The sequence below is a fragment of the Paenibacillus sp. FSL M7-0656 genome (assembly GCF_038003225.1).
Taxonomy (GTDB): domain Bacteria; phylum Bacillota; class Bacilli; order Paenibacillales; family Paenibacillaceae; genus Paenibacillus; species Paenibacillus amylolyticus.
The window spans coordinates 5623153-5644394 of the sequence record NZ_JBBOOT010000001.1 but is presented as its reverse complement, the minus strand read 5'-3'; the positions used below and the strand labels follow the sequence as shown (position 1 = coordinate 5644394).

Genomic DNA, 21242 nt, shown 5'->3' with positions numbered 1-21242 from the left:
GATCATCCTTTCTACCATTGTTTCAATTTCAAGCCTTACTTACTACCTTATCTGTTTCATATATGTAATCATTATGGTCTACTAAAATAATGAAAACAAGCGATGCTACGTTTCGGATCTTTCTTAAATTCATGATCCAGCACAGCAAAAAAGCCTTGCCCCATTCTTCATGACAAAGAATAGAGAAAGGCTTTCATGCTGCTACTTAATCCTAACTGTAATTCGCAACTAAATCTTCAGTTCTCCAAGCTTAATCAGCTCGACAACTGCCTGCGAACGACCCTTAACATTGAGTTTCTGCATCACATTCGAAATATGGTTACGCACCGTTTTCTCGCTGATGAATAACTGCCCTGCGATGTCACGCGTTGTTTTGTCTTGAACCAGTAATTCGAATACTTCGCGTTCACGGTGGGTCAACAAAAATTTGCTTTTATGATCGATACCCTTCAATGTTCACCCCTCCTTGCTCGGGTTGTGTTGGTGTAACAAGGTTAAGGGGATACAGTCAACTCATCTTATGTCAGGTCAAGGGCGTTGGTTCAGTTTTATAAGAAAAATGGGCAGTAATTTGCATACATCCCTCTAAAATAGTTGGTGCATAGTTCAAAAAATTATGTATTAATCAGTTATTGTTCTTCCATGCCCTTTCGGTATAACTCCAACGCTTAAAAAACTCTTTCTCATCAATTATTGAATGATAAACAGGTTCAAGAAAAGAAACAAGAGCATCCATCACATCCTGAAATGCAAGTTGTTCTCCAACCCCTAAACGACGCAGAAAAGCCTGCCACTGTTTTGTCCGACCTTCATTTTCAGCAAATTCTTCATGAAACAGAGGATGCTCTTTTTCAAAATATTGTGCCCCGTTGTTGGAAGGTTTCGGACACTGCCTCGTGAAGGATTCGACCATCAAAGTTGTTCGTTGTTAACAGCGTATAAATATCATAAAAATCCTTCATCCGACTATTCATCACAGATAATGTGATCATGGCTTCAAATTTTTCTGAAATGACGGATTCCCTCGAGTAGGCTTGAACTTGTGGTGCTGTCATATCCAGGAGAACAGGATATTCAATAAGCTGGGGCTTCGGGACCACCACATCACCAAATCCGATATCAAACTGCAAACTTTTTCTCATCCGCCCTAAAAGAGCAGTTACTTTAATTCTTACTCCCTCATAATCAGCATCTTCTTTAATTCTCTCCGTTGTCAGTTCATCCAACTGAAATGCAATACCATCCGTAGGAACCACTATTGAGCAAATGGAGACAAACGACTCTCTTAATAAATCCAGTTCATTAGCAATCTGTCTGGCGAGAAAATCAACGTCTTTGGTTGGACGTGCCTTGAATTGAGTTTGTGAGAACAAAAACAACCCGCCCTTTAAAATGAATTTATCCCTGTACTCAGAAATGGATAAACGATATAAGAAACGCTCCTGAAAATAAAGCAACAGCAAGGTATCAAATGCTTTTCCTGATTTTACAGCTATATTTTTCAAACGTTCAGAAACAGAGGCGGGAATATTTTTAATTTCACTCATTAGATCAGCACCTCCAGATACTTTTGCAAAACCGTTCGAATTCGTAGCTTATCAGCATAGGAGACAAGCCTTGTTATATTCTTGTGGGGGGATTGAAGGTAATTCCTCAGCCCTTCCTTCATCAAATCAATTCCAATTTTCTCACGATACCTCACCATATCACAAATTGTTTTCTCACGATCATAAATTTTAACTGCCGAGCCATCAATATAGACTTCATCAATTCCAATTTTGTATTGAGCATCTGCCAAATAGATTACTTTAATAGGAGGATAGTCTGGAAGCTTTGGCTTTTTACCGCCACGATGAATAGCAATCTGATATTCCCATGGATTGTAAGTTGTCAGTTCATAGAAGGAGAGCGCAGAGAGAAGACATATAACTCCTTTGGGAACAAGTTTGGATACCTCAACCATTTCATGAGGCGGTTCATTAAATTGACCAGACTGTCGGTAAATCCCCTGTTTTACCCGTTCAATTTCACCAGCGGACTCCAGTTTTTTTATGTAGTAAGGGGATACGCCCGCTTCTATAAAATCTTTTGTTCGAGCAAAACCATGCTGTTCTTCAAATACTCGCATTGCAGCAACTACAATTTTCTCGTTCATACACTCACCACCATTCACATTTGCGCGTGCATTTCTTGCCTTATCTGGATCTGTTCAGAATTTTCTTTCCAAGTTCATTCTAATCCATAACTATTCCACACCCTAATTTCAATCCCCTTTATTATTCACTAAAAACTCTGCACTTAGACGTAAGAGCAGAACATAATTCTTTTAGGAGCGCAAGAATATTAGATGGTACTTCATTTCGTTAGTCTATTTAGTCTATATGGAAGACAAATATTCTGAATTTATTGAAGAAACATTCAAAGTGAATCCTGTTGAGATTATGTAAGATAAACATGCCCCTGCAGCAGATGTTGCCATCCGCGCAAAGGCACACTTGTTCATCTGTCTTCAGAACTACCGATTCATTCGGTTCATCATGCCATCGTTATTATTACGGTTCATCAGGCCATCGTCAAGGATGCCATCACGGTGATTCGTATCTGTTCCGTTCGTTGGGAAGATGCGCTCCACCATCGATTGGAACGTATCGATCATGCCACTAACGGGCTTACCGTTACGAATATCTGTGGCATAGTTCTCGACATGCTCCACAAAGTCTGGATTGGCTGATACATATACATTCTCGATATTTGGTGCAAACTGTTTGATTTTGGCTGAAATCTTACCCTTAATCTCAGCTGATGTGTTATCGTCCGAGCTATCTACACGTTGTCCCTCACTTTTCATACCATAATGCCCATCGTCCGTCCCACGTGCTTTGCCGCTGTTTGTCAGACCACGCATCATACCAACGGCGCCTGTGCCCATGGTTCCATAGATGCTGCGGTCATTCCCCATATGGCTGCGATCCGTTGCCGAATTTGTGTTCAGTCCTGGAGCAATTCCGCTAGTGCTGTACGGAGACATTGTGCCCGTACCACCATTCACACGCATACCACCCATATCGTGATTCATGTTGCCCCCACGCATGGTATCACTGGCATGATTACGCATCGTTCCATTCAGCATGCTCGTACGACCATTGGACTTGCTCTCCAACTTGCCTGCATGACCATCTGCCAAACGAACCGCGACATAAGCATTACGATCCGTTAACATGACACGGGCGGATTTTACTTCCTTCATCTCCGTGATACGTTTTGCCAGCTCTTCACTGGATTTCAGGTCAGTAACATTGTGCATTCGGTAACTTTTCGCACGGATGCCATCCATGCCATTTGTTTCCACACCATAACGGTTAATGCCGTTGGCTTGCTGACGAACACTTTGCGTATGCATATTGTTGGTATCCCGATTCGTGCCACAACCTGTCAAACCGGCCATTACAAAGATTGCAGTAGATAATGATAACGTAATAGCTGTTGCCTTTTTGACTGCTGGCATGTACTCATCCTCCAATGTTTGTTGGTTTTGGTCACAAAGATAGGATGCGCTTCTGTACGTACCGATATGCTGAAAGGATATGGTACCTTACCCTGTAGATTCAGGTATTCTGGTTTTGGTCTTTGTTTATTGACTTTAGTTTTGATCTGTGGACCGTGAGTTTCTTCGCTATATAAAATAAAAAAAACAGTGCTGCTTGTTCGCAGCACTGCCTCGAAATCATATTTGCATTTCAACACAACAATATCACTTATCTTCCGCCCCGCTCATTTCCCGTCTGTTGATGTTTCGTCATTTGTAGAACTCGATGATTCTTCCGAAGAAGTTGTTGATGCTTTAATTGTATCCGGGAATTTCTCGGCTTCCGTTAGACTTGTCGTATCCATGCCATATGCCCATTGACCATCCGGCGTAATAACCCAGATCTGATCCGATTCGGATGGCACCGTAAGTCCCCGATACACATCTCGAACTTGTTGCCCATTGACCGTCTGTTCAACAGACAGGGTGAATCGGGGAACCGAATTCTTCAGCTCGGACGCTTTGCGCACATCATCTGCTGTCGACAAGTTTTTGATTTTGCCGATAAGAGATATGGCATCTGTGGCTTCAATCGTTTTTCCATTCAGTGTCCAGGTCTGTTCTGCCGCATCGTTCTCCGATGTCGATGTTAACATCCAGGTAGCTGCCTCACCCTCCCACTCCAGAGACCCAACATTTGTCTCATCCATGTTGAAAGGTGTCGTGTCCAACAAATCACGACGAGACAAAGCTATGCTGGTAATCGCCTCTGTCTGCACGGCAACCACAGGGCCCGAATCAACACGCACATAACGTGCATCATCTGCTGGAAGCTGGCCGCCAATAGCCAGTTTGATTTCCCGATTATCTTTGAGTTTGATATCCATACGTGTAGCATCTGTTCCTAATCCATACTTATCCAGATCCGTTGGCGCTTCTTCCACCACCAGTTCCTGATTTGCACCACTCAGAGCATCCAGCCAGCTGCTAACACTGTAACCGTTCAGAGGATAGGCTTTTGGCTCAAGCATCTGCCATACGCCATTTTCAAGCGACAAAGTCGAAGATGCTGTTGTACCGGATGTCTCTTCCGTTGTGTCATGTATTGTAATGGATTGGATATCCCCGGATTGAATACCAAGCAACTTGGCTTGAACCGCTTCTTCTTCCCGAAAATAATTTTGACTGGCCGCGTACATCCAGCCCACAATTAGTACGATGACCACCAGAATCGTTGGAACCCATTTTCTCATACTCGTCTGCGCCTCCACCATAAGAGTACACCAATGATAACAAAGATGAGTGGGAATGCTACAATAGCCACGAAGAAAATCGTTCTGGCTTGTTCGCCATTCAGGTATGCCATCTCATACCCAGCTTGTACCCTTGGACGAATCGTCAATCCATTTTCTTTCTCACTCAAATAGTTTACCGTATTCAAAATAAAGTCCCGATTGCCACCATTCGCAATTTCCGAATCCTGCATGAAAATGGACGAACCCAGAATAACTGCCTTCGGTTTACCATCCGTTGTATCGGCTGCATATCCTAATTCAACGGGTCCCTGAATGTCCTCTTCGGCATCATTGGTTGTTTCATTCTGCAATAAGCCGCCGATATTCGTCTCCCCATAACTGTCATTCGAAGAATGCATTAAAGGTGAAAGGGTATATTTATCCTGTTCTTTGCTGGTCAGTGCAATCGACAACGACAACATCGGATACAATTGGCTTGCAGTAAGTTTGTCCGTAATTGCATGTGTACCATACTCCGGCACCACCCAGAGTGGCCCCATCGTACTGGCTTGCTGATTATCCACCATGACCGCATGCTCATCAACGACGCCATAGTCAGCCATGAGGGCATCGATGTTTTTCCAACTGGATTTCATATCTTCTACAAATCCGAGGGATAATAACAGCTTGCCTCCATTACTCAGATATGTGCGAATGGCTTTCATTTCGGTATCACTGAGATCGCGTTGTGGGCCAATAATGGCGAGCACATCTGCATCTTCGGGAACCTTCCCTGCTTGATTCAGCTGCAACTCTTCCGTCTGCACATTATTTTGTTCCAAGGAGGATTGCAGCGTAGTCATCTGAGCGAGACTCAGCTCTTCATGCCCAGTCAAAAAGACCATTTTGTGCATCTCCGTGGATGACATATTCATGAGCGCCTGCGTAAGTTTTTCCTCACCTGTGAACTGATATGATCCGTCACTTCCGTCACCTGTCGCGGTGAACAGACTGGCGATATCAATCACTTTGTGTTGATCTCCCTGCTCCAGCACAATGGAGCTGCCTGTTATGCCGTATTTGGATGCAAGCGCAGGTTCCTGCGTCAGATTATACTGTTTTAGCTTCAACTTGCTATTGCGTTTCGTGTATTCCTCAACCATATCCGTGACCTCACGGTTCAGGACGGTGTTGTTGGCATTTTCAACGGTTAACACCAGAATGTTGACGTCATCCTTCACATTTTTGATCGCAGTAAGGGATTGGTCAGATAACGTGTATTGTTTGTTCGAGGTCAGATCCAGCTGGAAGCCGCCAAGTGAATTCAGGAACAGTGTTAGCAAAATAAAGATGCCAATCACCGCTACGGACAGCACGGTACTGTTGGTATGACTTAACCATTTTTTCATCTTCTCACCTCCACCGCTTCCGTTCCACAATTTGAATGCTTAACAGCAGAAACACACCCGAAAGGGTGAAATAATACAAGATATCCGGCCCACTAAGCACACCTTTCATGAAGCTGTCGAACCGGTTAGTCAGGGCAAATGGGTCCAGCCACTGTTGCAAAGCAGAACCTGTATTGCCTGCGAATGAATCAAGCATCCACAAAACGAGCAAAATAATAAAACCCGCCACCGCAGACACCATCTGATGCTGGGATAATGTAGAAGCGAACAGTCCAATCGCCATCATGCTTCCGCCCAGGAAAAATAACCCCAGCGCAGACATCCATACCGTCGTCATATCCAATGTCCCATAGAACGACATGATGAAAGGGTACACGAGACTGCACAGGATGAGCACGACCAGAATGGCCAGAGAAGCAAGATATTTGCCAAAAATAATTTCTGTTACTCGTGCCGGAGAAGTCAGCAACAATTCATCCGTTCCCTGTCTAAATTCCTCTGCAACCAGTCGCATCGTTAACAATGGCACGACGAACAGCAGCATGGACAACGTGTCCCCCAACACGAGACGATAATCGACAATGCTCGGCTGGTAATATACAAAGCTGGAATAGAACAACAGACTGGTCATCAGTACATATACAGCAAAAGCAAAATAGGACGTTGGTGACAGAAAATAAGCTTGTAGCTCTTTATTGCATACCGCCATCATTCGTCTCATTTGGAGTCCTCCCCTTTGCGAGCTTGGGGCGAAGCATCGGCTGATGTACCAACTGATGTTCCCGATATACTCGACGAGTCGATGTCCGAAGTTACGTCCTGATCCATCTCTGCCCCAGCAGCCTTATCCACATCTGCCGAAATCGCGTCCGTGTCTGTTGCCTCGGTTGTGGTCAGCTTCAGGAAGATTTGCTCCAGGCTCAGGTTCTCCTTCTTCATCTCCAGTATCGGTAATCCTGCACCTGACAAAAGGTAGAACAGCTCCTCCCGGAAATCTTCCGAGTTTTCTCCAGTAAGCAGCATTTTAACCGTATCCGCTGAATCTGAAGTAAGTGAAGTATCTTTGCTGGTATTCACATCCGATGCTTGAATGACTTCACTCCGCACCTTCTCCCATGGTGTCAGCACATTATGTAATTGCTCCGCAGTGGCCTTCACTTCAATCGATACCTTGAACTGATCCCCCATTGCTGATCCGAAATGCTGAGGTGAACCATCCAACACGAGCTGTCCCTGATTGATGATCAACATTCGATTACAGAGCGTGCTCACTTCAGGCAAAATATGCGTACTGAGCAGCACCGTATGGTTCTCGCCCAATTCTCGGATTAAATCCCGGATCTCGATAATCTGGTTTGGATCAAGGCCCGATGTTGGCTCATCCAGGACCAGTAGATCCGGCTTGTGAATAATGGCTCCTGCCAGCCCGAGGCGTTGCTTATATCCTTTGGATAACCCACGTACCATTTGTCTTTCCCGACTCTGAAGTCCCAGTCTGCTAACCATCTCACTGACCCGCAGCTTAACCTCACGTGCCGGGACATCTCGCAAATTGGCTACGAATTTAAGATAGGACTGCACCGTCATATCCGGATAGAGTGGCGGCGTTTCAGGCAGATACCCAATCTTGGAACGAACACGCTGACCCTGCTCATGCACCGATACTCCATCCACCATAATGGAACCCGCAGTTGGATGCACATAACCCGTAATCATACGCATCGTTGTTGTTTTCCCAGCACCATTGGGTCCGAGAAAGCCAACAATCTCACCACGTTCCATGGTGAAATCCAGTTGATGTACGCCGCGTTGCCCTTCGTAAACTTTGCTGACCTGTTTCACTTCGAGCACATCATTCATCCTTTCCCGTTAAAATACCCGTGCAGCATCGTTCGTTATATAAATTCAACTGAAAATATTTACACTTGCACTCCGATGGCAGAATAACCTTCCGATCACTGTTATCCCCAGATTTTTTTGATTCCTTCATTCAGAAGGAAAAATCCGCTGATAAAGGTGACCGCTTCGCTTCTTCAAGTTATTTCTGCCCTCTCCGTTATCGTGTAAATGTTACGTTGAACTTATGTAATAGATGATGGGCACGGGAAGTTCCTTGTATATTACGGGAGCTATCCTAGCCTCAGCTTAATGACACTTAAAAGACAGCTTAAAAATATTTGTCCAAAATGTGAACATTCTGACCAACACCCACACCCTGCGCTTAAAGCCAACGTAACATAGAGTACAGGAGAATGTGCTCCTGACCAAAAGTCAGAGGGTGAATCGTGTGAAAGTATTATTCACGTTTTATGTTCCGAGCGGTGGCGTGGATACGTTAAATCGACTGCGCACCGCTGTTCTGAAACGCCATGGCATTGAAGCGCACCTATTGTATCTCAGCACAGGCTCGGGATTGCAGAACAACAGTGATACACCCATTTTCACCGCGTCCAGTGACGAGGATATCCATCATATCATCCATACTCATCATTATGATGCCATCATTGCCACTTCAGACATCGCTATGCCCGGCCGTTTGAGAGGACTTGGTTATACCGGACGAATTATTTTTGAAGCGCAGGGACTCGGAGCACGCGATCAAGCTCTGGAAACGATACAGATGGGTGTCCCATACCTCCAAGCTCATTGTGATGCTGCCGTTATACCTCCCACAGACCACCTGCTGGATATGTTCATTCATATCTGTCCTTGGCTTCATCGGTTTGTTATTCCCAATATGCTCGATACAGACACCTTCGCACCAATCTTGGTGGATACCCCACCCTATCCGGTGCTGGCTTGGGTAGGACGACTTGAACACAACAAAAACTGGCGTGAATATCTAATCATATCGAGTGAAATTGTCAAAAAAAATCCGGAAGCCAGACTATGGTTGTTCCACGATCCAACTTTGGCTAATCCAGAAGATGAAGTCATGTTCCGGCACATGCTGGCAGAATACGGGCTTGAGGATCGGATTGGGATCTTCATCAATGTTCCTCACTCTCAGATGCCTGCATATTATTCCATGATTGCCGCTTCAGGGGGAATCATGTTATCCACTTCCCTGCTTGAAGGATTCGGTTATGCCGTCGCTGAAGCCATCAGTTGTGGCTGCCCGGTGCTCAGCACGGATTCGGATGGTGTTCGTTCATTTATCACACATAATAAGACTGGTAAGTTTTATCCAATTGGAAATGTAGAGGCCGCTGTAGCCGAAGCAAGAGACCTCATGAATAACAAGAAACTGCGTGAGTATATTCGCATTCAGGGCAGACAGCATATGAGCTTGTCTTTTTCACCAGATCGATATGCCATTTCTTTCCGTGAAATGATGACAGCACTACGAATTTTCCATTGAGCATAGAAAAAAGGCAGTTCAGCAAAATTTCTCTGAACTGCCTTAGTATGATTTTTATAGAGTCTTAGTGTCCCATCATCATCGCGGGATCAGGCTTGTCGCCATTTTGAAGTTCTTCTTTCGGCATCGGTTTTGGTTTCCGCAGAATCAGACTGAGCAAACATCCGAACAATGCAATACAAGCGGCAAGGAAAAACGTATCATTGAAACCAGCTACCAAACCATGAACGATAGCGGTCGGCTCTGTACTCGTTGTATTGTCTGCGATTCTTGAAGTAAGGAAGCCTGTAAGCCCTGCAACCGCAAAGGACACGACCACTTGCTGTGCAGCAGCCGTGAGCGGTGTCACCCGTCCAACCAACTTACGCGGAGCAGCATTTAATACATGCGTATTGAGTGGCATCATGGACAAGCCCATACCCAGACCCATCATGACCAGAGCCGTTATAATCAGGCCAAGACCTGTCTCTGCCGTGATAGAGGACAGAATAAACAATGCTCCCGAGATAATACCCAGACCCACGAAGGCCAGAGGTCTAGCACCGATTTTATCAAACAACCGACCACCAAGAGGCATACCCACTCCGGAAGCCAACGCCTGTGGCAGTAGAATCAATCCTGTTTCCAGTGCAGTGTATCCTTTGATCTGCTGCAAATAAAGCGGGATCAGGATCATCGCACCGAACAGCGCCACTTGTGACACCCATGCGAGAATAATTCCCCGTGAGAAATCAGATGATTTGAATACCCGGAGTTCGAGCAATGGATTTTGATGGCGAAGCTCCACAATAATGAACAAAATGAGCGCTACACCACCCACAATGACACCCGTCAAAGTTGTTGCAGACGTCCAGCTCGTTCCACCCTCACTCACACCGTAAGCCAGCATCGAGAACGCAATTGGCGCCAGAATCATGCCGAGCAGATCCAGTGCAGGTGTGCGTCCACGATCTGTATCCGGCAGAAACTTGATACATAGAATGAAAGCTGCAATACCAATGGGCAAGTTAATCAGGAAGATCCAGTGCCAGCTCAGTGATTCAATAAACCACCCGGACAACACCGGACCCAATGCAGGGGCAAGCAGCATCGGAATTCCCAGCATCCCCATGATGGAACCTCTTCGCTCAGGCGGAGCCAGACGAAAGACCATCGCCATACCAATTGGAGCAACCATGCCTCCACCAAGGCCTTGAATGATACGGTAAATGATTAATTGCTCAGGTGATTGAGCGATCGAGCATAACACTGAACCCAAGGTAAACATGGCAATGGTGAACAGGAATACTCTTTTGGCACCAAAGCGGTCCGTTAACCAGCCTGCCAGTGGAATAACTGCAGACAAAGCCAAGGTGTAACCCGTAACCGTCCATTGAATGGTCTTCAGGTCGGTCTCGAAATATTGAACGAGATTCGGAATGGCCACGTTCACCACCGTGCTGTCCAGAATAACCATAATCATTCCGACGATAATTGCCAGGAGTGGCAGTATAATGGCTTTAAGCGAAAACTCTGCCGGCTCCTGGGGTGCTGCTGTTTGTTCTTTCACGTTCTCCACACTCTTTTCCAGCCAGGAGATCGCAGGCTTATCCATGCGTCTCACTCAGCCTATATTGACGACCAATTTCAAACTATCGTTTTAAATCGTCGTTTTAAACTTTCGTTTAATACTGATCTAATTCTAATGAAAATACCTTTGCTGTCAAGCTATTTTTTCAGACAATTCTACTATGGATGCACCACAAAAAAATGGAACAGGCACCTTCCCTGCTCCACACGTTGGTTAATCATGATTATGCAATGATGCCCATATCAATCTGCAAGCTTCATCATCTGATATTCTGACAGTATGCCCAATGTCTGACCGTGAATACTTCTGCAATATATTCGAATAACCAGATGCTTCGGTGAAGAACTGTTGCTGATGATCCTCAGTTCATAAGGCTCGGATGACACATCCAGATTATGAATGACCTGATTACCGCCCGCTCCCCCCGAATTTGACGTTAGGTGAAAAAGGTGTCGATACAGTTCTCCGTGAATACTGGCTCCACCAACAAATACATCCGTCCCTTCCTCGCCGCCCACATAGGCCAACTCCACATCCATGTACTTGACGGGAACAAATGTCTGTAACAGATTCTCATGAATCTCAAGTAAATATACCGCCACTGTAGATCCCTCCTTCGGAGCACACGAACCTTCCTGTACATAGGATATGCTTCCTCTCGTCCATTGCCATTTGCATTCACCCATTTTCGACCAATTACACGGAAATGCCCGACCTTCCGGTCCTCTTTTTTCATAGAATAAAAGGATAGAAGCTCGGCCGGTGCAGGCCGTGACAAGGAGGTAGCTATGAAAGTTCTGCTCGTTACGTATTGGGAGCTTACACATATGGGAGGCATATGGACATATGTTAAACAACTGGCCGACAGGTTAATCGCACTTGGTGTAGAGGTTGATATCATGGGCACAAATGGTGCCAATAACGAAGTATATGTTCGTAATCTGAACCGAGCTTTCTCCAAGGATAAGGTGTGGCCCATGTTGCAAGCCAAACTCAATCCGACTGATCTGCCACAATTCACTGCCGATCCTCTCCTCGCTTATTATGAACTGAATAGATATGCATTCGAGATGGCAGCCGCTTATCTGGGGGTGGACCACTACGACGTTATTCATGCGCAAGATCCGGTAGCTGCCGTAGCCATAAAACGTATCTTGAACCGCAATATCCCACTGGTTACAAGCTATCATGGCGCTCTTGCACGCGAAGCCTTTTACGATGCTCAAAATTCCAACCCACAGCTTACTCTCCCTTCATATTTGCAATCCAAGCGTGGACGTTATTTTCTCTCATTGGAAGAGCGAAGTGCAGCACAGTCCGAGCTCATTCTCGTGTCAAGCCACTGGATCAAGAGTACGCTTACAGAGCTTGCCGTTCCTGAATCAAAGTTCAGACAGATTCCCTATGCTGTAGATCTCCCAGCCTACCGTGCCTCAGCAACTGTGAAGTTCCGCCAGCGACCACCTGCGGGCAAGAAAGTCATTGCCTTTACCGGACGACTTGAATACATCAAGGGCGTTCATGTGTTAATCAAGGCCTTAGCCAGTCTGAAAAATAAACGTTCCGATTGGGTCTGCTGGATCGCAGGAGAAGGCAATCTAACCGATGAATTGCGTTCACAGGCCGCGTCAACGGGGATTGGAGCCGATGTTGTGTTCTGGGGCAAGCTGGACAATATTCCTTCCTTCCTGCGCCATGCAGATATCTATGTCCAGCCCAGTCTGCAGGACACCCAGCCGTTCTCCGTTACTGAAGCGCAACTGGCGGGTGTACCTGTTATCGTCAGTGGCACAGCCGGCATGCCCGAGATGGTTGAATCTGGACGTACGGGATGGGTTGTTCCTCCGCAGGATGTCGACTCGCTCCGTGAACTGTTGGATGCACTACTTGAGGATGATGTTACCCGAAGAACAGTGGGGGCGGCGGCGAAAGCTTGGGCTGAACAAAATCGTTCACTGGAAGTGATGGGATTTCGTACATTTCAAGTCTACCAAGAAGCCATCTACAGAGGAGGACATACAATATGACGTTACTTGTACCAAGTGATCTATACAATCGCTGGTTTTCGACTCCAGTTTCCACACCTCACATCAACGTGGATTACGCTGTAATGAATGAATTGATGAAGAAGCTGCCTAAAGGATATGTATTTCCCGATCCTGCATCCATGGTGATCATGAATTCAAAAGATTGAGTTGTCCAATGATATGCCGTCTTCATATAACATGCCGAAATATCAAACAAGGGGTGTCCCATCTGTCATATGAATGACTGAGGACACCCCTTTTGTTCGCTTCAAATGTGTTCTAACGGACCGAGAACACGCTATTACAGATCGTTTTAATCTGTCGCCAACTTGGAATACATATTCAGATCACTGAACGTTTCGCCTACCCTCTCGTATGCTCTGAGAGTACCTTCGTATGTGAAATTGAGCTTTTGCAATAGCTTGATAGAATTCACATTATCGGGGTCAACCTTTGCCTCAATACGATTCAGCTTCATAGTCGAGAATGCATGAGCTAATAAAGAAGAGATCGCTTCCGTAGCATATCCTTTCCCCCAGTGTGATCTGGCAATGTCATACCCGATTTCTGCTTTGAGATTGTCAAAATCCAGTGTATTATAACCACATGAACCTATGATTTCGTTGGACTCTTGCACAAGGATAGAGAACCGAATGGCCTTGTTTTCCTGAGCAAGATCATTCAGAAGATTAATCATGGCTATAGCTTGATTTTCATCCGTAAAATGAGTGATATTCATAAATCTAGTTACATCCGGATCAGACCAAATTTTAAACAAGCTGGCCGCATCCAATACGTTCATTTGTCGCAAATATAACCGTTCTGTGTATAACTCTGTAATCAATACTCTTACCTCCATTAGTTTATTAATAGTTGGGTTTAAGATATTGATATCTGCGCATAGTCCAGTCCCTTCTGTGTATGAATCATTTCATTATACAGAGACTTCAGCAATCGATCACCCTTTGTGTCCACGTATCTGTCCATAAAGCAAAAAAAGAGCTTCCACTTATAACACTTAAAAAGTGTTTCATAAGGGTGCTCTCCTGTCCAATTAACACCTATTCCATTCAGCCATCGTTGCCAAAACCATCTACTTCCAGTACCCGCCAACCTGAAGTAAGTTGAACAGAATAGGCCGATGCTTCGCCTGAACCTGTTCCATCTCGGCAACCAGTGCCTTGAAGTGACGTTTGGTTCCCATCGACTCATGCAATCGGTAACACATCAGAGGTTCATTGTAGTAGAACAGCTCATACATTGGAAACAGCCTCATCCACATCTCATAGTCATGGGTGTAGCGAAAATCAGTGTCGAACAGTCCGAACCGCTCAAATGCTGCCATCTCTAACATGACAGTACAGCCGTTGATCGGACAACCTTCCAGCAGTACCTGCAACATCTCCAGACGACTGCCCACTTCCGGATGCACCGTATCCAACCATTCACTCTTCTCATTCACATAATGGTAGGCACCATGACAGAATGAAGCCTTGACCTCGCGCATAAACGTCAGTTGTTTCTCCACCCGGTCCAGCAGCATCACATCATCTGAGCTGAGCCAAACAAAGTAATCCCCTGTTGCATGTTTGATGCCCTCATTTAATGCTGTCGCGGTTCCACCGTTTTCTTTGCGAATATAGCGGATGGAATCCATGAATGGCTGTAGCCGCTCCACGTGCTCGGTTGACCCATCATCCACCACGATGACTTCGATATGCGGATACGTCTGGTGAATGGCACTGTGAACAGCCTGCTCGATATAAGCACAATTGTAAAATGGAATGACGATCGATACTTTTGGCTCCATTCGGGCCTTCCCCTCCTCTTACTGTCTTAGGTAAAATGCTGCGCAAAGAGGGCGTTAATCAGCCATCTTTTGGCTTTCATAACTGCCCTCCCTACGCTACCCGCCAAGCGTCGCTATTCGCTGCAACAGCGGTTCCCGATATCTGGACCATACCATGGATGCCTCTCTGCCGATGACATCCGCATGACGTACCGATCCCATTCCCCCATGCCACCGATAGGCAGTAAGCGGTTCATTCAGGTATGGGAACCGATGACCGTTCAGTACAATACGCATCCAGAGATCCAGATCATGGGTGTAGGGAAGAAGTTCATCGAACAGCCCCACCCCACTAAAGAGATCCTTGCGAATCATGACCGTGCAGCCATTCACTGGATTGCCGTTAACAAACCGTCTTAGTAAATCCATATCCGACATCGGTTCAGGCCCACCATGCATTTTGGTAACTGCCGAATGCTCGTTGATATAATGAAAGTTCGTATGTGAGACGAGCACATTCTCGCGTTGCATAAACTCCAGCTGATAACGAATTTTATCCGGGTACAGATAATCATCCGAACTGAGCCAGGCTACATAATCACCAGAGGCATGGCGTATGCCATGATTAAGTGCCGAAGCCGTCCCGCCATTGCTTTTGCCAAGCACATTAATATAAGGAAGATAGGGTTGAAGCAACTCTGCATGCCGGGTTGAACCGTCATTCACAACAACGATCTCCACATGGGGATACGTCTGGTTCAGCGCACTCTGAATCGCCTGAGGCACATAAGGGCAGTTATAGAATGGAATGACAATGGATACTCTCGGATTCAACTTGTCGTCCTCCCTTGCTGGACACGAACATCACTCAGGATATCCTGAAGTGATGTGGCAAATGGAATCATCGGCTGCCAGCCAAGCTTGCGCAGCAGTGATAATTCCTCTTGTTTCCCCGAACCATCCGGACCAGAAGATGCCCCATCCCAGCGAACAGGAACTTCCGCTTCTGTCATGGACAACAGCAGTTCTGCAATTTCACCAAGACTGCGCTCAACTCCAGACACCACCGGGTATACTGTACCACTGGACCCTTGTATCAAGAGGGTTGCATACGCTCTGACTGCATCCCGCACATCCAGAAAGTCACGGGTATTGTCCCGTCCGGACAGACGGAATGCCTCGGTTTTCCCCGCCTGCTCACAGGCAACAACATGGCGTGCAAGCAGTGAACAGATGCCTGTGGAAGGACCCGCACCAATCAGATTGCCTGGCTCCGCCAGCATGATCTGTTGTCCGAAGAGCGACATCCACGACAAGGACACCATCTCTTCCAGCGCTTTACTGAGGCTGTATGGATGCGGAGGCTGGGGAATCCGGCCAGGTTCCGGCGTATATTTTAACCGCGATCCTACAATAACGGTACGTGCTGTCGGACAACTGCGAAGCGCATCCAGCAAATACAGCACGGCCATCACATTGGTCTCCAGGACCAGTAGCGGATCAGACCACGAATCAGGCACTGAATTTTTGCCAGCGAGATGCAGCACATAGTCGGGCTGCACCTCGCCGATCAGATGACGTACTTGCTGTTTATCGTTCAGATCACAGACATGGACTTGTGCACCTTTACCGAATGAATACACATCCGGCCTCCGGACTACCGCTGCAACCACTGCACCCGCTTCCCGAAAATAAGATACGGCATGTCGCCCGGTAAAACCGGAGGCGCCTGTAATCAGCACTTTCTTGCCTCTCAGCTCTGCTCCATCCATAATGCCAACTCCTTCAGCATTGTAGAATAATCCGGCAGGTCTGTCTTCACATCCTCGCGAGTGGACACCAGCGTACGGTCCTGCACTACACTGTCATCACGCACAATCGTCACATCCTGCTTATCCCAGGTCTGCTTGAACAATATAAGCAGGTCATGCTTGCTGACAGGTGCCGGATGAGCTAGGTGGATCAGACCACTAACCGATGAGGACAGGTAATGGTCTACCCATTTGGCCAGCTCAAGTGTGGTCACACCGTTCCAGAATACGCGGGTATACCCCCCGACTTCACCTGTGCTGGACATAAACCATTGCATCAGACCAATGCCGCCCTGGCGAATCTCGGGTCCAATGATGGACGTACGGATCGTCAGATGACCTTCATCCTGAACTTCGCCAAGTGCTTTGGTGATAGCGTAAGCTGAAGTCCCATCCGTAACATCATCTTCCCGGTATGCTCCCCGTTCTCCGCTGAACACACAGTCCGTGCTGATATGAATCAGGCGTGCACCAATCGTATCTGCAACCCGCCGCAGACGATGTGGCAGGAAACCATTAATATGATATGCAGTAATTTTGTCCTCATCTGCGAAGTTGTTCAACACACCTACAGCATTAATAATCACATCCGGGTGCACAGCTTCTACCAATCGATCAACCATGAAGCTGTCGTTCACATCCAAGAGCAGACCATTGGGGTCTGTTACATCCCGAGATGTGTAGAAGACGCTGTGTACACCTTGACGGCGGAAATAGTCGACCAAAATATGGCCGGCCATTCCGTTTCCACCAAGTATCAGCAGTTTCATGACAAGAATCCTCCGCGTTTCAGAATTTCACGAATCTCCTCTTTGGTCATGAGTTGGTGTTCAGAACTGAAACTGTTAAAGGAGACCGGGGGACAATTGGTATAATGTTCACGCAGACCCGGTATGCCCAGGGTAGGAAGAATTACCAGGTACTGCTCATCGTAAACAACGGTGGTCATGCTCTCGAATTCACTCATCAATATTTCATGGATTTTCTCCCCTGGACGAATGCCACGTTCCACAATGCTCACATTCTCCACACCGGAATCCTCAATCAGTACTTCCGCGAGATCAACGATTTTGCAGGTAGGCATCGTCATGACAAAGATCTCTCCGCCGACACTTTCCACCGAAGCTTTGAACAGCAAGGTAATTGCATCCTTCAGCGTAAGAAAGAATCGAGTCATACTCATATCCGTGATGGAGACCTGCCCTTTCTGGCGGATTTGATTCTTGAACAGATGTACCACACTTCCATTTGTTCCCAGCACATTCCCACCCCGTACCGTAACAAACTTGGTATCGCTGTGTAACAAGTTTGCATATACAATTAATTTCTCGCCGATCGCTTTTGTCATGCCATAAAAGTTGGACGGATTGGCAGCCTTGTCAGTCGAGATATAGATTACTTTTTCCACCTTGTTCTCAATAGCGGCCTCAATTACGTTCTGTGTACCAATCACATTGGTTTTGAGTGCTTCGTACGGCTGGTCTTCACACACCGGAACATGCTTGAGCGCTGCCAGATGAAATACATAGTCCACATGCTGGCAAGCCGCCGTCAAAGCGTCCTTGTCACGAATATCTCCAATCCGGAAATGAAGACGCGGGTCTTCAAATTCACGACTCATAGCCACTTGGCTAGACTCGTTCCGGGAATATACAATAATTTCTTTGGGCTGCTGGGGCAGTAGTTGAGCCACAAGTTCATAACCCCATGATCCCGTACCGCCAGTCACGAGTATACGCTTATTTTCAAACATGCATTTTCCCTCCAAGCAGAAATTTAACCACTTTACTGGATACATCTGTGGCTTTGTAACCTTGCGGGCAATCCCAGTCGCTAGACATCTTTGTCATGACTTTCACGCAATCAGCGATGCGCGCGGCATCCAGACCGGAGACTACATTGCTGCCGCAATCGACCGTTTCCGGCCGCTCGGTAGTTCGACGCATCGTTACGGTCGGCACGCCCATAATGCAACACTCCTCCTGCACGGTACCGCTATCCGTAAGTGCACAGCGTGCATGACGTTCAAGCATTACAAAGTCGAAGAATCCAAACGGCTCGTGAAACTCCACCAGCGGGTTCATCTCCAGATGCAGATGCTCCGCAATCCGGATTGCTGTACGCGGATGAATACTGCAGATCACACGCAACCCGTGTTCCTCTGCGACCTGGTTCAGTCCTTTCATAATCTCCAGCAAATGAGGGGCATGATCCACATTCTCAGCTCGATGGGCAGTAACCAGGAAGTATTGCCCAGACTTCAGCTTGAGCTTCTTCAGTATTTTGCTGGAACTTACTTGCGCGTCGTAGTGTTGCATGACTTCATAGATGGGATTGCCCGTTAGCACGATGCGCCTGCTTGGTACCCCTTCGCTGACCAAATGTTTCTTGCTCTGTTCCGTGTAAGGCATATTAACGGTGGAGATGGCATCAATAACCTTACGATTTTTCTCCTCAGGCACATCCAGGTCAAAGCAACGATTGCCTGCTTCCATATGAATAACAGGAACACCCATGCGCTCAGCCAATACTGCACATAATGCGCTATTGGTATCGCCGAGCAGCAGCAATTTATCGGGTTTCTCCTGCAATATCAGATCTTCCATCTGCGTAAACATCGAGGATAGCTGTCGTCCCAGAGTGGCCGCTTCATCCTGAAGAACGTAATCCGGTGCGCGCAGGCCCATTTCCTTGAAAAAGAGACCGCTGAGACTTTCCGTGAAGTTCTGTCCCGTATGCACCAGAATATGTTTGGACGCGTACTGGTCCAGCTTGGAGATGATCAGGCTGAGCCGTATGATCTCAGGTCTCGTACCCAGCACCGTCATGATCTTCATCGTAATCCCTGCCTTCATCTTGTATTGGAACCCTTGCGCCCTGCTCGGCTACGTCCCGCTTTGGCAGATTTGCGTCTGCGACTAGCCGATTTCCCCATATGCGGACGCGGTCCCTTCGTTGTACGGGTTCTCCACTTACGTCTGCCAGTTCCGGAAGTACGTTTCAGCCCCTCACGGTCTCGGCGTGAATGAGGTGCAAGTGGCTTGCGACGACGTTTCCGCGTTTTGCCCCTCTGTTGAATCGGCTTTACAGCCGGGACAGTACCTGAGGCAACAGGAGCATCGTGACCCAATGCGATTGGAGGTAATGAGGAATGTGGCAACGCCTGTATGACGGTCAGTGGGAATAATAGTGCCCGAACCGTAGTTGGCTCCAGAACCAGTACAGTGCGCAGTCCTCCCTCCCCATGGGTATACACAGGTCCATTCGGAGGTTGGATATAAGCAAACCATCCGGGAAAACGCAATAACCACTGTGTCACCATCGTATGCAGTTTCGTTCGGTAGGTTTCAACGCCGTAGAGCCTTTCCGCTTCTGTCCGATTACGCCACCCCGTATTCGAGGCCAGCTCTGCATCATTCAGCAAGGTTGTTGCCAAGGTGACAAGCGCTTCGGTATCACCCGGCGGGGCCAAAAATGCATCACTGCCTACGGATTCCATTAATTCCTTCAGTCCACCCTGAGCAAAAGCGATGACCGGTTTGGCAAAATAGAGACCCTCCAGTGCGGTCATGCCAAACCCTTCTTTGACCATGCTTGGGATGACCAGGATATCCATCGCGGTATACGCCAGAGATACGTTCTCTTCAAATGTGGTGAAGGTAAACCGGCGTGAGTACCCGGATTTTTTCACCCGTGATACACACTCGTCGTAATACTTTTTATCCGATGCTGCCCCGATGATCCAGAAGCGACAGCGCGAATGTGTTTCACAGATCCTCAAGGCCATATCCACAAAAGGTTTCAACCCTTTGGCATCATATATAAATGAAGAAATATAACCGATACAGGTCTGCGATGATTTGAAACCGAGCTCCTTACGCTTGCGTTCGCGCAGATGAACCCAGCGGTCCGGTGCTGGTAGCGCAGGTTCCCAAGTTGGGGATATGATGGTCACCTTGTCACCCATGCCGGCTTCCTGGAAAGGGGCTACCGCTGTCTCGGATATACCGATAATCCAATCCGCGTAACGGCCAATCATCTGGATCGCCTCGGTTGTATGTTCATTCGTATGAATAATCTCGGTAATCTTCCAGATGATCGGAATCTGAAGGGACTTTGCCGCTACAGCCGGCATCACATTAACGCAGGTGTTCGTTAACACTATATCGGGAGCAGTCTCCCGTATTAGGGAGACTGCTTCCTGATACGCTGGCGTATGGCGAAGATGCTCCGCATCATCTGCAATGCCCAGGTAAGGTGTGTACACACCGTGAAGCATCGGCAGAGTGCATATTTTGACCTGAATGCCGAATCTCCGCGCAAGCCCCGCAAGCTTCCCCTCCTGAGGGGCTACGAGCACACATTCAAAGATCGTACCGATCTCTCTCATAAAATGAAGCAGTAGCTTCTCGGCACCTGTAATGCTGCGAGTATTGCACACATGTGAAAATAACATCATCTTTGGTTTCGTTGCCATGGCCGCACGGACCCTGTACACGATTATCCGATACAGG

21 protein-coding genes are annotated in these 21242 nt (G+C 47.1%); 3 read left to right on the top strand and 18 right to left on the bottom strand.

The features are described from left to right. Positions 1-228: 228 nt before the first annotated feature. The 8 genes from MHI01_RS24875 to MHI01_RS24840 all read right to left on the bottom strand — a co-directional run bounded on the left by MHI01_RS24875 (position 229) and on the right by MHI01_RS24840 (position 8021). Positions 229-453 (bottom strand): helix-turn-helix domain-containing protein, encoded by a 225-nt coding sequence (locus MHI01_RS24875; protein ID WP_017692532.1) that lies wholly within the window; start codon positions 451-453, stop codon positions 229-231. Positions 454-851: 398 nt separating this feature from the next. Further along, the gene (locus MHI01_RS24870) at positions 852-1547 is read right to left on the bottom strand and encodes a nucleotidyl transferase AbiEii/AbiGii toxin family protein (RefSeq protein ID WP_339284122.1); all 696 of its coding nucleotides are present in this window, start codon (positions 1545-1547) and stop codon (positions 852-854) included. After that, a complete protein-coding gene (locus MHI01_RS24865) occupies positions 1547-2155 on the bottom strand; it encodes a type IV toxin-antitoxin system AbiEi family antitoxin domain-containing protein (RefSeq protein WP_076211329.1) in 609 nt (202 codons plus the stop codon). Before MHI01_RS24865 ends, MHI01_RS24870 begins: the two co-directional genes overlap by 1 nt. A gap of 360 nt (positions 2156-2515) precedes the next feature. Continuing rightward, positions 2516-3505 carry a YhcN/YlaJ family sporulation lipoprotein gene (locus MHI01_RS24860; protein WP_340984334.1) on the bottom strand — a complete coding sequence of 330 codons (990 nt, stop codon included), beginning with the start codon at positions 3503-3505 and terminating at the stop codon, positions 2516-2518. A 266-nt stretch (positions 3506-3771) separates the two neighbouring features. Beyond that, positions 3772-4779: a DUF4340 domain-containing protein gene (locus tag MHI01_RS24855; protein WP_340984333.1), complete on the bottom strand. Its 1008-nt coding sequence runs from the start codon at positions 4777-4779 to the stop codon at positions 3772-3774. Next, the gene (locus tag MHI01_RS24850) at positions 4776-6170 is read right to left on the bottom strand and encodes a GldG family protein (protein WP_339284128.1); all 1395 of its coding nucleotides are present in this window, start codon (positions 6168-6170) and stop codon (positions 4776-4778) included. Before MHI01_RS24850 ends, MHI01_RS24855 begins: the two co-directional genes overlap by 4 nt. A 4-nt stretch (positions 6171-6174) precedes the next feature. Beyond that, entirely contained in the window at positions 6175-6891 is a 717-nt protein-coding gene (locus tag MHI01_RS24845; protein ID WP_339284129.1) for an ABC transporter permease subunit, read from the bottom strand. Then, positions 6888-8021 carry an ABC transporter ATP-binding protein gene (locus MHI01_RS24840; protein ID WP_340984903.1) on the bottom strand — a complete coding sequence of 378 codons (1134 nt, stop codon included), beginning with the start codon at positions 8019-8021 and terminating at the stop codon, positions 6888-6890. The genes MHI01_RS24845 and MHI01_RS24840 overlap by 4 nt, the downstream gene beginning before the upstream one ends. 427 nt (positions 8022-8448) lie before the next feature. On the opposite strand from MHI01_RS24840, the gene MHI01_RS24835 reads away from it, so the two are divergent. Next, positions 8449-9531: a glycosyltransferase family 4 protein gene (locus tag MHI01_RS24835; protein ID WP_307720256.1), complete on the top strand. Its 1083-nt coding sequence runs from the start codon at positions 8449-8451 to the stop codon at positions 9529-9531. A gap of 64 nt (positions 9532-9595) precedes the next feature. Here MHI01_RS24835 and MHI01_RS24830 read toward each other — a convergent pair whose 3' ends face one another. Together MHI01_RS24830 and MHI01_RS24825 are read right to left on the bottom strand one after the other, a co-directional pair. Beyond that, entirely contained in the window at positions 9596-11125 is a 1530-nt protein-coding gene (locus MHI01_RS24830; protein ID WP_340984331.1) for a DHA2 family efflux MFS transporter permease subunit, read from the bottom strand. Positions 11126-11343: 218 nt separating this feature from the next. Next, positions 11344-11703: a hypothetical protein gene (locus MHI01_RS24825; protein WP_076253288.1), complete on the bottom strand. Its 360-nt coding sequence runs from the start codon at positions 11701-11703 to the stop codon at positions 11344-11346. 186 nt (positions 11704-11889) lie between these two features. Here MHI01_RS24825 and MHI01_RS24820 point away from each other — a divergent pair, with 186 nt between their 5' ends. Together MHI01_RS24820 and MHI01_RS24815 are read left to right on the top strand one after the other, a co-directional pair. Next, on the top strand, positions 11890-13128 hold the full coding sequence (locus MHI01_RS24820) for a glycosyltransferase family 4 protein (RefSeq protein ID WP_340984330.1): 1239 nt from the start codon (positions 11890-11892) through the stop codon (positions 13126-13128). Beyond that, positions 13125-13295, top strand: coding sequence for a hypothetical protein (locus tag MHI01_RS24815; RefSeq protein ID WP_179086550.1), 171 nt, complete (start codon positions 13125-13127; stop codon positions 13293-13295). The genes MHI01_RS24820 and MHI01_RS24815 overlap by 4 nt, the downstream gene beginning before the upstream one ends. Before the next feature lie 146 nt (positions 13296-13441). Here MHI01_RS24815 and MHI01_RS24810 read toward each other — a convergent pair whose 3' ends face one another. The 8 genes from MHI01_RS24810 to MHI01_RS24775 form a co-directional block, all read right to left on the bottom strand. Next, complete coding sequence (locus tag MHI01_RS24810; protein ID WP_340984329.1) at positions 13442-13972, bottom strand: GNAT family N-acetyltransferase; 531 nt, start codon at positions 13970-13972, stop codon at positions 13442-13444. Positions 13973-14221: 249 nt separating this feature from the next. Further along, positions 14222-14938: a glycosyltransferase gene (locus tag MHI01_RS24805; RefSeq protein WP_340984328.1), complete on the bottom strand. Its 717-nt coding sequence runs from the start codon at positions 14936-14938 to the stop codon at positions 14222-14224. 96 nt (positions 14939-15034) lie between these two features. Beyond that, on the bottom strand, positions 15035-15751 hold the full coding sequence (locus MHI01_RS24800) for a glycosyltransferase (RefSeq protein WP_127547109.1): 717 nt from the start codon (positions 15749-15751) through the stop codon (positions 15035-15037). Beyond that, positions 15748-16689, bottom strand: coding sequence for an NAD-dependent epimerase/dehydratase family protein (locus tag MHI01_RS24795; RefSeq protein ID WP_036673459.1), 942 nt, complete (start codon positions 16687-16689; stop codon positions 15748-15750). Before MHI01_RS24795 ends, MHI01_RS24800 begins: the two co-directional genes overlap by 4 nt. Continuing rightward, positions 16671-17498 (bottom strand): dTDP-4-dehydrorhamnose reductase family protein, encoded by an 828-nt coding sequence (locus MHI01_RS24790; protein WP_127547105.1) that lies wholly within the window; start codon positions 17496-17498, stop codon positions 16671-16673. The genes MHI01_RS24795 and MHI01_RS24790 overlap by 19 nt, the downstream gene beginning before the upstream one ends. Continuing rightward, positions 17495-18481, bottom strand: a complete 987-nt coding sequence (locus MHI01_RS24785; protein ID WP_017692517.1) for a polysaccharide biosynthesis protein — start codon at positions 18479-18481, stop codon at positions 17495-17497. Before MHI01_RS24785 ends, MHI01_RS24790 begins: the two co-directional genes overlap by 4 nt. Continuing rightward, positions 18474-19565: a non-hydrolyzing UDP-N-acetylglucosamine 2-epimerase gene (gene wecB / locus MHI01_RS24780; RefSeq protein ID WP_036605946.1), complete on the bottom strand. Its 1092-nt coding sequence runs from the start codon at positions 19563-19565 to the stop codon at positions 18474-18476. The genes MHI01_RS24785 and wecB overlap by 8 nt, the downstream gene beginning before the upstream one ends. A 14-nt stretch (positions 19566-19579) precedes the next feature. Further along, entirely contained in the window at positions 19580-21226 is a 1647-nt protein-coding gene (locus MHI01_RS24775) for a glycosyltransferase family 4 protein (RefSeq protein WP_340984327.1), read from the bottom strand. Positions 21227-21242: the final 16 nt, after the last annotated feature.

What these genes read in the sequence shown, in the direction of transcription:
- MHI01_RS24790 (WP_127547105.1), bottom strand. Translation starts at nt 17,498, where the DNA reads ATGAAACTGCTGATACTTGGTGGAAACGGAATGGCCGGCCATATTTTG.
- MHI01_RS24815 (WP_179086550.1), top strand. Translation starts at nt 13,125, where the DNA reads ATGACGTTACTTGTACCAAGTGATCTATACAATCGCTGGTTTTCGACT.
- MHI01_RS24850 (WP_339284128.1), bottom strand. Translation starts at nt 6,170, where the DNA reads ATGAAAAAATGGTTAAGTCATACCAACAGTACCGTGCTGTCCGTAGCG.
- MHI01_RS24785 (WP_017692517.1), bottom strand. Translation starts at nt 18,481, where the DNA reads ATGTTTGAAAATAAGCGTATACTCGTGACTGGCGGTACGGGATCATGG.
- MHI01_RS24865 (WP_076211329.1), bottom strand. Translation starts at nt 2,155, where the DNA reads ATGAACGAGAAAATTGTAGTTGCTGCAATGCGAGTATTTGAAGAACAG.
- MHI01_RS24870 (WP_339284122.1), bottom strand. Translation starts at nt 1,547, where the DNA reads ATGAGTGAAATTAAAAATATTCCCGCCTCTGTTTCTGAACGTTTGAAA.
- MHI01_RS24830 (WP_340984331.1), bottom strand. Translation starts at nt 11,125, where the DNA reads ATGGATAAGCCTGCGATCTCCTGGCTGGAAAAGAGTGTGGAGAACGTG.
- wecB (WP_036605946.1), bottom strand. Translation starts at nt 19,565, where the DNA reads ATGAAGATCATGACGGTGCTGGGTACGAGACCTGAGATCATACGGCTC.
- MHI01_RS24845 (WP_339284129.1), bottom strand. Translation starts at nt 6,891, where the DNA reads ATGAGACGAATGATGGCGGTATGCAATAAAGAGCTACAAGCTTATTTT.
- MHI01_RS24805 (WP_340984328.1), bottom strand. Translation starts at nt 14,938, where the DNA reads ATGGAGCCAAAAGTATCGATCGTCATTCCATTTTACAATTGTGCTTAT.
- MHI01_RS24795 (WP_036673459.1), bottom strand. Translation starts at nt 16,689, where the DNA reads ATGGATGGAGCAGAGCTGAGAGGCAAGAAAGTGCTGATTACAGGCGCC.
- MHI01_RS24820 (WP_340984330.1), top strand. Translation starts at nt 11,890, where the DNA reads ATGAAAGTTCTGCTCGTTACGTATTGGGAGCTTACACATATGGGAGGC.
- MHI01_RS24860 (WP_340984334.1), bottom strand. Translation starts at nt 3,505, where the DNA reads ATGCCAGCAGTCAAAAAGGCAACAGCTATTACGTTATCATTATCTACT.
- MHI01_RS24855 (WP_340984333.1), bottom strand. Translation starts at nt 4,779, where the DNA reads ATGAGAAAATGGGTTCCAACGATTCTGGTGGTCATCGTACTAATTGTG.